This is a genomic window from Primorskyibacter flagellatus (assembly GCF_048268605.1).
Lineage (GTDB): Bacteria > Pseudomonadota > Alphaproteobacteria > Rhodobacterales > Rhodobacteraceae > Primorskyibacter > Primorskyibacter flagellatus.
In genome coordinates this window covers 75,766-88,578 of the sequence record NZ_JBLWVF010000004.1, presented here as the reverse complement: position 1 = coordinate 88,578, position 12,813 = coordinate 75,766, and the positions used below count along the sequence as shown (strand labels likewise).

Genomic DNA, 12,813 nt, shown 5'->3' with positions numbered 1-12,813 from the left:
GTACCCGTTATTTGTACAAATGCCCCTGACCACCACAGTGAGCTTACAAAAGCCGCAAAGGTCAGCTTTGGTGACCTATTCGATCTGGATCGTTACGAAAGGGTAAAGACATGGAAAAGCGTAAAGGCCAGTGCATGTGCGGTGCGGTCCGATTTTCCGCGCGTGTTGACCCAACCAAAGTACATGTCTGCCACTGCGAGCAATGCCGTCGCTGGACAGGCTCTGCCCTTTTCGCGATCAGCGCCGCCAAGGATGATGTAGAGATCGAGGATACGGACGCTGTCCGCAGCTTTCGGTCGTCAGACTGGGCCAGCCGCAGCGTGTGCGGCACTTGCGGATCGGCCCTGTGGTATCGTTTTGACGAAGGCAAAGACGGCGCGGGCGATTTCGAGATCGCCATTGGCTTGCTGGAGGATGCAAGCGGTCTGGCGCTGGAACAGGAAATTTTCGCCGACCAATGCCCGGATTTCTGGGCGATACGCGGCGATCACGGGCGTTTGACCCGGCAGGAAACACTGGCGCTGTTTGGCGCGGACGCGGCTGGCACCTGATTGCAGTGCCGCGTGAAGATTGAATCAGGCGGAAACGGGGGCAGCCCCCGCACCGCCTTGGGTATTTGGGAACCGGAACCGGCCGCACGCCGGACATTAGGTTTTCGCACATTCGCTGGCGCTGGCCGGCCTTTCATGGAGGATCAATACCATGACCAAGTATGACGCAGACTGGGTTGCCGCCGAAGAAGCCAAGCGCAAGTGGATGGCCGAGAATGGCCTGTATTCCGAAACGGACGAGCATTCCTCTTGCGGGGTTGGCCTTGTGGTGTCGCTGGATGGCAAGCCGTCGCGGCGGGTGGTCGATGCGGGGATCAACGCGCTGAAGGCGATCTGGCATCGTGGCGCGGTGGATGCCGATGGCATGACCGGCGACGGGGCGGGCATTCATGTGCAGATCCCGGTGCCGTTTTTCTACGATCAGATCCGCCGCACCGGCCACGAGCCGCGCCAGGACGAGCTGATTGCCGTGGGTCAGGTGTTTCTGCCCCGCACCAATTTCGGCGCGCAGGAAACCTGCCGGACCATCGTGGAAACCGAAGTTCTGCGAATGGGCTATTATATCTATGGCTGGCGGCATGTGCCGGTGGATGTGTCGGTACTGGGCGAAAAGGCCAACGCCACCCGCCCCGAGATTGAGCAGATCCTGATTTCCAACGCCAAGGGTGTGGATCAGGAAACATTCGAGCGTGAATTGTATGTCATCCGCCGCCGGATCGAAAAGGCGGCTGCTGCGGCGGGCATTGGCCAGTTGTATCTGGCGTCGCTGTCCTGCCGGTCGATCATCTACAAGGGCATGATGCTGGCCGAGCAGGTCGCGGAATTCTATCCCGATCTCAAGGATGAGCGGTTCGAGAGCGCCTTTGCGATCTATCACCAGCGCTATTCGACCAACACCTTCCCGCAATGGTGGTTGGCGCAGCCGTTCCGCATGTTGGCCCATAACGGCGAGATCAACACGCTGAAGGGCAACATCAACTGGATGAAAAGCCACGAGATCCGCATGGCCTCGACCACGTTCGGGGACATGGCCGAGGACATCAAGCCGATCATCGCCAATGGCGCGTCGGATTCGGCCGCGCTGGATGCGGTGTTCGAGGTGCTGGTGCGTGCGGGCCGCAATGCGCCGATGGCCAAGACGATGCTGGTGCCGGAATCCTGGTCCAAGCAGGCGGTGGAACTGCCCGATGCCTGGCGCGACATGTATTCCTACTGCAACTCGGTCATGGAGCCGTGGGACGGCCCGGCCGCTTTGGCGATGACCGATGGGCGCTGGGTCTGCGCCGGTCTGGACCGCAACGGCTTGCGCCCGATGCGCTATGTCGTGACGGGTGACGGTTTGCTGATCGCCGGGTCCGAGGCGGGCATGGTCGTGGTGGACGAAGGCACGGTGCGCGAGAAGGGTGCGCTGGGACCGGGGCAGTTGCTGGCCGTCGACATGAAAGAGGCGCGCCTGTATCACGACACGGAGATCAAGGATCAACTGGCGGCCAGTCAGCCGTTTGGCGAATGGGCCGACAAGATCAACGATCTGGATGCCGAACTGACCGGGGAAACGGAATACCCGATGGTCGGTGGCGCGGATCTGCGGCGGCGTCAGATCGCGGCGGGCTATACGGTCGAAGAGATCGAGCAGATCCTGGCCCCGATGGCCGAGGACGGCAAGGAAACGCTGGCCAGCATGGGCGATGACACGCCCGCGGCGGTGCTGTCGCGCAAATACCGTCCGCTCAGCCATTTCTTCCGGCAGAACTTCAGCCAGGTGACGAACCCGCCGATCGACTCGCTGCGCGAATTCCGGGTGATGAGCCTGAAGACGCGGTTCGGCAACCTCAAGAACGTGCTGGACGAATCCAGCGCGCAGACCGAGATCCTGGTGCTGGACAGCCCGTTTGTCGCGGATGCGGAATTCGAGGCGCTGTCGCGGCATTTCAACGCAGCGCAGGTCGAGATCGACTGCACTTTCCCGGCGGAGGAGGGGCGTGACGCCCTGGCCCACGGGTTGGCGCGGGTCCGGGCTGAGGCCGAGGATGCCGTGCGGTCCGGGGCGGGCCATCTGACGCTGACCGATCAGCATGCGGATGCCGACAAGGTTGCGATGCCGATGATCCTGGCCACCAGCGCGGTGCACAGCCACCTGACGCGCAAGGGGCTGCGGACCTTCTGTTCGCTGAACGTGCGCAGTGCGGAATGCATCGACCCGCATTACTTTGCGGTGCTGATTGGCGCGGGGGCCACCGTGGTCAACCCGTGGCTGGCGCAATCCACCATTGCCGACCGGATCGAGCGGGGGCTGATCGAGGGCACGCTGACCGAGGCGATGGCGCGGTATCGCGCGGCCATCGACGCCGGGCTGCTGAAGATCATGGCGAAGATGGGCATCAGCGTCATCTCGTCCTATCGCGGTGGCCTGAATTTCGAGGCCGTGGGCCTGTCCCGCGCCATGTGTGCGGAATACTTCCCCGGAATGCTGAGCCGGATTTCCGGCATCGGCGTCAGCGGCATCCAGACCAAGGCCGAAGAAATCCACGCGCTGGGGTTCCGGGGCGGTCAAGACGTTCTGCCCATTGGCGGTTTCTACAAGGCGCGCAAATCGGGCGAGACCCATGCTTGGGGCGCGCAGAACATGCACCTGCTGCAAGCGGCGTGCAACAAGGCGAGCTTTGCGCTGTGGAAGCAATACACCAACGCGATGCAGGCCAATCCGCCGATCCATCTGCGCGACCTTCTGGCGATCAAGCCGATTGGCGACGCGATCCCGCTGGAGCAGGTCGAAAGCATCACCTCGATCCGCAAGCGGTTCGTGACGCCGGGCATGTCGCTGGGCGCGCTGTCGCCCGAGGCGCATAAGACGCTGAACGTCGCGATGAACCGCATCGGTGCGAAATCCGACAGCGGCGAAGGCGGCGAGGATCCGGCGCATTTCGTGCCCGAACCCAATGGCGACAACCCGTCTGCGAAGATCAAGCAGGTGGCGTCCGGCCGGTTCGGCGTGACGGCGGAATACCTCAACCAGTGCGAAGAGCTGGAGATCAAGGTCGCGCAGGGTGCCAAGCCCGGCGAGGGCGGGCAATTGCCCGGCATGAAAGTGACCAAGCTGATCGCGCGTCTGCGCCATTCAACCGAGGGCGTGACACTTATCAGCCCGCCGCCGCATCACGATATCTACTCGATCGAGGATCTGGCGCAGCTTATCTATGACCTCAAGCAGATCAACCCGCGCGCCAAGGTGACGGTCAAGCTGGTTGCCTCCAGCGGGGTTGGGACGATTGCGGCGGGTGTGGCCAAGGCCAAGGCCGATGTGATCCTGATTTCCGGCCATAACGGCGGCACCGGTGCGTCGCCCGCGACCTCGATCAAATATGCGGGTCTGCCGTGGGAAATGGGTCTGACCGAAGCGCATCAGGTGTTGTCGATGAACAACCTGCGCACGCGGGTCACGCTGCGCACCGATGGCGGTTTGCGGTCCGGGCGCGATATTGTCATGGCCGCGATGCTGGGGGCCGAGGAATACGGCATCGGCACCGCCGCGCTGATCGCGATGGGCTGTATCATGGTGCGTCAATGCCAGTCCAACACCTGCCCCGTGGGCGTGTGTACACAGGACGAAGAGTTGCGCGCCAAGTTCACCGGCAATGCCGACAAGGTCGTGAACCTGATCACCTTCTACGCGCAGGAAGTGCGCGAGATTTTGGCCAGCATCGGGGCGAAATCGCTGGAAGAGGTGATCGGGCGGGCGGATCTGCTGAGCCAGGTCAGCCGTGGTGCGGATCATCTGGACGATCTGGACCTCAACCCGTTGCTGATCCGGGTCGATGGGTCGGATGACAATGTCTATGACCGCGACAAGCCGCGCAACGCGGTGCTGGACACGCTGGATGCAGAAATCGTGCGCGATGCGGCGCGGTTCCTGAAGGATGGCGAAAAGATGCAGCTGTCCTATGCGGTGCAGAACACCGACCGGACCGTGGGCACGCGCACATCCAGCCATATCGTGCAGAATTTCGGGATGCGCAATGCGCTTCAGCCGGATCATCTGACCGTGAAGCTGAGCGGGTCTGCCGGGCAATCGCTGGGCGCGTTTGCCGCTCCGGGGCTGAAGCTGGAAGTGTCGGGCGATGCCAACGACTATGTCGGCAAGGGGCTGTCGGGGGGCACCATCGTGGTGCGTCCGCCGATGCAATCGCCGCTGGTGGCCGCCGAGAACACGATCATCGGCAACACGGTGCTGTATGGCGCGACGGATGGCTATCTGTTTGCTGCCGGGCGCGCGGGCGAACGCTTTGCCGTGCGCAACTCTGGTGCGACGGTGGTGGTCGAAGGCTGCGGGTCCAACGGGTGCGAATACATGACCGGCGGGGTCGCTGTGATCTTGGGGCCGATCGGTGCCAATTTCGGTGCGGGCATGACCGGGGGCATGGCGTATCTGTACGATCCGGATGGCGATGCCGAACGTCTGATGAACCGCGAAACGCTGGTCACCTGCCCCGTGACGGTCGATCACTGGGTCGATGAGCTGAAACTGCTGGTGCAGCGCCACGCGGACGAGACGCAAAGCCGCCGGGCGCTGGATATTCTGCAACATTGGGATGTCGAGTTGGCGAATTTCGTGCAGATCTGCCCGAAAGAGATGCTGAACAAGATCGCCCATCCGCTAAGCGTGCAAAGCACGGCCGTCCCGGCAGAGTAGTCCTGTCCCTCACAGGTCTGAATGTGTCGGCTGACCGGCCCGAAGGCGCTGCTTTCGGGCCGGTTTCCGTTGGAAAATGGCACCATGCGCAGGCCGGGTGCATGTGCTGGCTTTTCGCAGCGCCGATCCCGGCCTATAGCTGACGGCATGGCAGGCAAGAGCAGTAGAAAAACGCGCAAGACCGCGCCGCGTGGCAAGACGCGGCCCCAGCCCCTGCGCTGGGTGGTGCGGCGACTTTTATGGGCAGTGGTGGCGATGGTTGGATTGGCGGTTCTGGCGGTGGTGGGCTACGCGGTGCTGAACCCGCCCACGACCCCTTATATGGTCTCCGAGGGACGGCGGCTGGGTCAGTCGGTGGACCGGCAATGGGTCAGCGCCGACCGGATGGCCCCGGTGATGCTGCGCGCCGCCGTGGCAGCGGAGGATGCCAATTTCTGCACCCATTGGGGGTTCGACATGAAAGCCATCCGCGCGGCGCTGGAAAACGGCGGCAGACGGGGGGCTTCGACGATCAGCCAGCAGGTGGTGAAGAACGTCTATCTCTGGCACGGTCGAAGCTGGCTGCGCAAGGCGCTGGAGGCCTTGCTGACCCCGGCGGTCGAAGCCGTCTGGTCCAAGCGCCGTATCCTGGAGGTCTATCTGAACGTCGCGGAATTCGATGAGGGAGTCTTCGGGGTCGAGGCCGCGTCGCGTCACTATTTTGGTGTGGGTGCCGATGCGCTGAGCGCCACGCAGGCGGCGCGGTTGGCGGCGGTGCTGCCCGCGCCCCGGGACCGCTCTGCCGCGAAGCCCACGGCCGCGGTCAGCCGCCGTGCCAATTCCATCCGCGACGGGGCGGCGACAATCGCGCGGGACGGCCGGGCGGCCTGTTTCGAGCCGGATTGAAGCGCGATCAGGCACCGAAACGCTGCTCTGATTCGCTGCGTCAGGGGTGCCACCCGGTCTGAAATTCGATCACGAAAACGAGAGGAAAGAGCCGTTTTCGCACATGTCGATCCGGCCTCAAGTCAAGGAAACCTCTGAAATTCTTTTTGGCCGCGACGGTTGCATGATTGAGGGATCTGTTTTTGTTCATTTTTCGCCAAGCAGCTTTTTGCTTATGTGTTTGATTTGCAAAAATCCAAGGGCCTCGACAGGTCGTTTCACCTGCTGTTGCTGCGCCATTGCAGCAGGATGTTAGAATTCCCCCATATGCAGCGGGGTTCTGCAGCACAGCTTATTAAGGATATAAACCATGAACACCTCCCTCCGCGCCCTTCTCGGCGCAACAGCCATTGTAACCGCCTTCGCATCGGTCGCGTCTGCGCAAGGCGCATTCTCACGTACCACTGTCGCTCAGGACATGAACGAAGACCTGATTGATGACATCGAAGATGATGCCGAGCGCGACGTACGCCGGTTCGGCAACGAAGGCCGCCCACAGGGCTTCTCCGGCAGCTTCGCACTGCGCGGCGTTGCAAACTCGGGTAACACCGACAGCGTTGACGTCGGCATCGGCGCGGATCTGAACTACGTTCAGGGCCCGAACGGCTATGAACTGCAGCTGAGCTACACCTACGGCGAAGAAGACGGCACATCCACCGACGAGAGCCTGTTCTACGGCTTTGAATACACCCGTGACTTCAGCCCGGTTGTCTTTGGCTTCGCCAAGGTCCAAGGCTCGGTTGACGAGTTCTCTTCGTTTGACAACGACACATTTGTCAGCTTCGGTGCCGGTTACCGGATCTTCAACGATGCAAACCGTCAGTGGTCCGTTCAGGCTGGTCCTGGCTACCGCTATGCTGATCTGAGCGACGCATCCCTGTCGGATATCGATGAAGGTGCCTTTGGCGTGTCGTCCGACTATGCTCACAAGCTGACAGACACCGTGTACCTGACCAACGACACCGATGTGGTGTGGTCGGATTCCGACACGGTTGTCTTCAACGACCTCGCGGTGAGCGTTGCAATGACCAACCAGCTGGCGCTGCGCACAAGTCTGCTGACAGAGTACCACTCTGATCCGGCAGACGGCTTTGACGAAACCGACAACACCTTTGGTGTGTCGCTGGTTTACTCCTTCAACTAAGGCTTTCGGCCTCGGCCGGAACACTAGCAGAGGTCCTCATCCCTCGTGTGACATCTGAGAGTTGACTTGGGGCGGCAACGAAAGTTGCCGCCCCAACGCGTTTTGCAGGCCTTTGCGGAACGTCAGATGGGTTTGACCTCTGCGATACCGACAGACGCAGAATTGGGGAAAAGCCGTCAGGCGATTTTTCACGCGGATCGCAGCCTTCGCCGGCTCGGCAAAAACCCTCAACAACCGCTTAGGTTTTGAGCGGGGTTTGTGGCAGGAGAAATCGGGCACCCTCCAGCAGGAACAATGAGGAGTATGTAAAGACGCCCGTGAACATCCACTCACATTGATTTTCTGTCTGGCCAAACAACCATTGAGTGTATAGTTGATACGTGCAATGAGACGGTGAAGTCGGGTGTCACGAAAATGCCGCTGATTGATATTGCATTGGCTGCCGCGAATGTCGTGTATGTTGATACATCTGTCTCACAAGACGAGGCAAGTTTGCTGGCTCTGGGTGTTCTGGATGCCGATACTGTGGTTTACTATGGTGGTGGGAATGTCGACATTACCGACATTCTTGGCGTGAATGCCCTGAATAGCGCCAACATCGTCGCAACGGGTGGCAGCACCGTCACTATTGATGCCGGTCTTCTGGATCTCAATGTGCTAACCCAAACAAATCTATTGATTGATGGCGATAGCAATATTTCTTTGTCAGCTGGGGATGTTGGCTTACCGGGCCTTTTAACAAACCTTCTCAGCAACGTAACGGTCGCTTTTTCAGGATCCGAGGATGGTACGTTTACCTACGTTCCTCCTACATTAGGAATCTTGGCAAGCACAAGTATCACAATAGACGAAATGGACCCCGGGGATGCAATCGTCGTCCCCTTTCCGGGCAGTGGTCTGCTTGGTGTGAATGAACTTAGAGAAAACGATACATCTGGAATATTTAGTCCCGACAACTCTTATCGAGATGGTTATCTACACCTTAAAAATGGAGGGGCTCTTAACCAAGTCGACTTTCGAATTAAGATGTCGCCAGAAGAATACGCCATATATTCAGCAGATAAAGACGCGTATCTTTTAGCAAGCCAAGACAAATTTATTTTTCCCGGAGACGACAGTGATGAGCCACCTTATGTGGCTTGCTTTACCATCGGGACCATGATCGCAACTCCAGGTGGATTGCGTGCGATCGAGGGCTTGGTGCCCGGAGATCTGGTGTTGACACGAGACAATGGTTCCCAGCCATTGCGTTGGATCGGCGCAAGTAAACTCGACATGATTGATCTGCGCCTGCATGAAAACTTGCGTCCCATTAGAATTAAGGCAAACGCGCTGGGTGACAACATACCAATAGAAGATCTGGTCGTTTCCCCTCAGCATAGAGTTCTGGTTCGCTCCATTATTGCTGAAAGGATGTTCGGGATCCCCGAAGTTTTAGTGGCCGCAAAACAGCTATTACATCTTGATGGGGTGGACATTGAGGAAAGTCTGACCGACGTGACTTATGTGCATATCCTATTGGACAGGCACGAGGTGGTGTTGGCGAATGGGGCCTTCGCGGAAACACTGTATTTAGGACCGATGGCGCTTCAAGCAGTAGGGCCAGCTGCGTTAGCCGAAATGAAAATGTTATTTCCAAAACTTCTGGAAGATGAATTCAGACCGGTGAGAGCGCGTTATTTTCCATCCGGACGAGAAGGACGGCGACTGGCTATGCGGCACTCAAAAAACCGCAAGCCGCTATATATGCAATAGCCTGATCTTTTGCCGGACGATTCAGAGGTCCGTTATTCAAACCCTCGCGCTAACACGGGTTTCTGAGACCGCCATGCTGAAAAAGATGATCGTCATTACGGTTGCGATTATTTTGGGCTGGGTAGCCGGTTCAGTATTTCCGCTTGGTATATGGGGCCATTCGGATTGTCATCGGCTTGGCGGATCTTTGCGGGCGATAGATGGACCGGGAAAAGCCATGGAATGCGCCATTCCATGGGACACCCACTGACAGACGGCATACGCCGCCCATGCAGGCCTTGTTTCCATTCAATTGACGCGGTGACTGGCTGGCCGAAACGAAATCTTGAGCATAGTTCATAGGCTCTGCCCAGGCACGGGATGCTCTCGGCCACCGCTCAATGACCAAAGGCGCGCTCCAGCCTCTTCCAGCCTGCTTCCGTTCCGGGCAGACCAAGCCTGATCCAGTTCGGGTCATAGGGAAAGATGCGGGTCCATATGTGGTGCCGGGCCAGTGCGCGTTGCAAGGCTGCGGCATCTGGCGCGGCATATGTACGAAACAGGGGCGTTCCTCCGACAAGTGGCAGGCTACTTTTCGACGCCAGCGCATCAAGGCGGAGCGCGTCAAGGGGCAGCCTTTCCGTCGTCCGGATCTGCCAGGCGCTGTTGTCATAAGCATCTATCGCGATCTCGATGGCTGGCCCGGAAACAGGCCATGGACCAGCAAGGTCTGACAATTGTGCGATCCATGGCTCTGGACCCAAGGCAAAGCCAAGACGCATCCCCGCCAACCCAAAAAACTTTCCGAAGGACCGCAGGACCAGAACATTGTCGATCTCGTGAAGAACCGGCGCGAGCGACAGCTCGGGCTGCACGTCGACAAAGCTTTCATCGACGATCAGCATCCCTACTGTGCGTGCCAGATCACGCAGGCTTGCCGGATCGTGACATTTGCCGTCAGGATTGTTGGGATTCACGACAACGGCCAGATCGGCACCCCGCAACGCGGCAAGGGATGATATCTGGGTCACTTGCCAGCCGGCCGCGCGCAAAGCGGCCCCATGCTCGTTATAGGTCGGAGACAGAATGCGCGCTTCACTGGCGGTGCGTAACCGGCCCATGATCTGTATGGCACCCTGGGCGCCGGCAAGCGCGGTCAGGGCAGCTTTGGTCCCAAAGGCCCCTTGTGCCGTGCGCAAAAGGCGCTGCATATCGCTGCGGCGGGGAAGGTTTTCCCAAGCAGATGGCGAGATCTGCGGCACCGGATAGGAAATCGGATTGATGCCGGTGGAAAGGTCGATCCATTGATCGACCCTCCCGCCATAGTGCCGGATGGCTGCATCAAGATTGCCGCCGTGATCGCGGGGTGTTTTCTGGTCTGTCGATGCCATGATGGTCTCAAGACACCGCAATTGCCAGAAGCGCAAGAACCATTCCCGCCATCGCCCTGCGATAAAGATGAAGCGCGCGCATCAGGTCCGTTGCCGTGGGGTCCGGTGCGCCCGCATTCAGCCATGGTTCGCTGACGGTGGTATTGTCATAGCTGCGCGGGCCGGACAGACGTATGCTCAAGGCACCTGCAACGGCACCTTCGGGCCAGCCGGCATTTGGCGATCTATGCGCGTGGGCGTCGCGGCGGACAACCTGCATCGCGGCGCGCCAGTTGCGCCCGGCGGCGAGCGCAAAAATACCGGCCGTCAGGCGCGCCGGAATCCAGTTGGCCACATCATCCAGCCGCGCCGCGACCTTGCCGAAGGCCTCGTATCGCTCGGATCTATGACCGATCATCGAATCCAGCGTATTGATAACTTTATACGCGACGATTCCCGGCAGGCCCGCAACCACGCCCCAGAACACCGGTGCAACGATGCCGTCGCTGGTGTTTTCAGCCAGGCTTTCGATGGCGGCACGCGCAACCCCGTGCTGGTCAAGCTGGGTTGGATCTCGCCCGACAATCATCGACACCGCCCGACGCGCGCCGACAAGATCACCTGCGACAAGCGGGCGGGCGACGGCATGGACATGATCGTGCATAGACCGCAGCGCGATCAGCGGCCATGCCAGAAGGCCCCCCAGACACAGACCCAGAACGCCATCGGGCAAAACCATTTGCAGCGCCAGGGCCGGCAGAACGGCAACCGCCAAACAGACCGCGACCGTCAACAGACCGCCCAACATGCGCCGGTTGCGACCACCATGGTTCAGCCTTTCATCACATCTTGAAATTACCTTTCCAATCCAGCCAACGGGATGGCCGATGCGCGCATACAAGGCCGTCGGCCAGCCGAGGCAAATGTCGATCAACGTGCCGGTCAGGATCATCAAAGCAAAACTCATGCCAGCCCCGTTGCAAACTGGAAAACGCCGTTCAGTCCGGCTTTTTCCAGCGCCGCCGTCGAACCTTCCGGAACAGAATCAGGCCGAAATATCAGACCTCGGGCCGATCCCGTATGCGCCCGCACGACGCCGAGAGCACCCAGATCTTCGGCAAGCTCCGCCATGGGGTCGCGCGGGCCGCGCAAGGCGGTGCAACGGCTGGCCGATATGCTGGCCAGTCGCCCAAGGCTTGGCAGATCCCCGGAACGTGCCGCGGCGCACCAAGGCGTGAGCAGGTCGGAAATATCGGGGAACTCCGTGTCGAAAGCATCGGTGCGCTCGGGCGCGCCCCAATAGCCACCGACAATCACGCAGGGCGGCGGCGGCGGGACCGTATCTACGATGCGGCCGCTGCGCGATGCCCAGATCATCGCATCGGGCGCAGGCCACATCAAAGGATCTGTCGCGCCCTCTATGTCAAGACAGGCCTGTGCAAGATCCATCGGCGGACCGGAAAAGCCCGCGCCATAAGCAAGTGCCGTCAGGGTGGCAGAGGATGCCCCGGCACCGCATCCGGGCGGTATGTTTGACGACAGTCGCGGCCATGGCGCAGCGCCAAGACGCAGAGCATGGCGGAACCGCGCAAGCTGGTCGGGCGGGAACATCGCACTGTCTGCATTCGCGGTCCCGTCGGTTTCTATCTGCACCCACAAGGCGCGACACGGCAGGGTGATCAACGCAACCTCGCCATCCGGCATCAGACGACCTTGCATCCATTCACCAAAATGCCCGTAGACCCTGCGCGGCGCGTGGATCATCGGGCCGTCTCGTTCACGCTGGAAATAGCGACAAGCCCTGCCGGGCCAACCCTGAACCTGCTCAGCGAAAGCGGTGCGACCTCGAATGAAAGCGCGGCGCTGGGGACTTCGATAACCTGAGCAATCGCCGCCCTGACGATCCCCGCGTGAACAACAAGCGCAATCGGGCCGTCTATGGCATGGGCGCGTTCGGCCAGTTCCTGCAAGGCAGGCCATGCGCGGGCGCAAACCGCATTGAAACTTTCGCCTTTGGGTGGCGTGTAAGCAGCCAGATCTGCCCCCCCCAGCGGGCCAAGGTCGGGCAATTCCGCATAAGCCAGCCCTTCGTGGTCGCCGAAACTCTGCTCCCACAGCCTTGCATCCGCTGGTATGTCGCGGCCATCGTCCCAGATCGCAGCAGCCGTTTGGCGGCACCTGCGTGCGGGGCTGCTGATCACCTGCGCGACGCCGCCAAGGCACCGTCGCAAACCCGGGATGTCAGCCGCATCCAGACATGCCGGCGCATCGGTGCGCCCGAACAGGCGGCCCTGTTCGGCAATCGGCGCGTGACGGATCAGGATAAGTGACGCCAAAGGCGCATTTTTTCCGGCCATGATGACGCCTGCATGTTCCCTTTCACTTCGAAACCTGCTTTTC

General features: G+C 60.3%; 9 protein-coding genes. 5 read left to right on the top strand and 4 right to left on the bottom strand.

The features are described 5' to 3' along the window. Positions 1–110 precede the first annotated feature (110 nt). The 5 genes from ACN0WV_RS06800 (at position 111) to ACN0WV_RS06780 (ending at position 9,064) form a co-directional block, all read left to right on the top strand. Complete coding sequence (locus tag ACN0WV_RS06800; protein WP_417604563.1) at positions 111–551, top strand: GFA family protein; 441 nt, start codon at positions 111–113, stop codon at positions 549–551. Positions 552–702: 151 nt separating this feature from the next. Next, positions 703–5,241 carry a glutamate synthase large subunit gene (gene gltB, locus ACN0WV_RS06795; RefSeq protein WP_417604561.1) on the top strand — a complete coding sequence of 1,513 codons (4,539 nt, stop codon included), beginning with the start codon at positions 703–705 and terminating at the stop codon, positions 5,239–5,241. 147 nt (positions 5,242–5,388) lie between these two features. Then, the gene (mtgA, locus tag ACN0WV_RS06790) at positions 5,389–6,126 is read left to right on the top strand and encodes a monofunctional biosynthetic peptidoglycan transglycosylase (RefSeq protein WP_417604559.1); all 738 of its coding nucleotides are present in this window, start codon (positions 5,389–5,391) and stop codon (positions 6,124–6,126) included. A 349-nt stretch (positions 6,127–6,475) separates the two neighbouring features. After that, a complete protein-coding gene (locus tag ACN0WV_RS06785) occupies positions 6,476–7,309 on the top strand; it encodes a DUF481 domain-containing protein (protein WP_084351186.1) in 834 nt (277 codons plus the stop codon). A 414-nt stretch (positions 7,310–7,723) separates the two neighbouring features. Beyond that, positions 7,724–9,064, top strand: a complete 1,341-nt coding sequence (locus tag ACN0WV_RS06780) for a Hint domain-containing protein (protein ID WP_417604557.1) — start codon at positions 7,724–7,726, stop codon at positions 9,062–9,064. A 377-nt stretch (positions 9,065–9,441) separates the two neighbouring features. Here the strand turns inward: ACN0WV_RS06780 and cobD are convergent, their stop codons facing one another. Genes cobD through ACN0WV_RS06760 form a run of 4 tightly spaced genes read right to left on the bottom strand, consistent with a single transcriptional unit; the run spans position 9,442 to position 12,770 of the window. Then, positions 9,442–10,434, bottom strand: coding sequence for a threonine-phosphate decarboxylase CobD (gene cobD / locus ACN0WV_RS06775; RefSeq protein WP_417604556.1), 993 nt, complete (start codon positions 10,432–10,434; stop codon positions 9,442–9,444). Between the two features lie 7 nt (positions 10,435–10,441). Beyond that, a complete protein-coding gene (gene cbiB / locus ACN0WV_RS06770; protein WP_417604554.1) occupies positions 10,442–11,380 on the bottom strand; it encodes an adenosylcobinamide-phosphate synthase CbiB in 939 nt (312 codons plus the stop codon). Further along, positions 11,377–12,177, bottom strand: coding sequence for a hypothetical protein (locus tag ACN0WV_RS06765; RefSeq protein WP_417604552.1), 801 nt, complete (start codon positions 12,175–12,177; stop codon positions 11,377–11,379). The genes cbiB and ACN0WV_RS06765 overlap by 4 nt, the downstream gene beginning before the upstream one ends. Continuing rightward, entirely contained in the window at positions 12,174–12,770 is a 597-nt protein-coding gene (locus tag ACN0WV_RS06760; protein ID WP_417604551.1) for a histidine phosphatase family protein, read from the bottom strand. Before ACN0WV_RS06760 ends, ACN0WV_RS06765 begins: the two co-directional genes overlap by 4 nt. Positions 12,771–12,813: the final 43 nt, after the last annotated feature.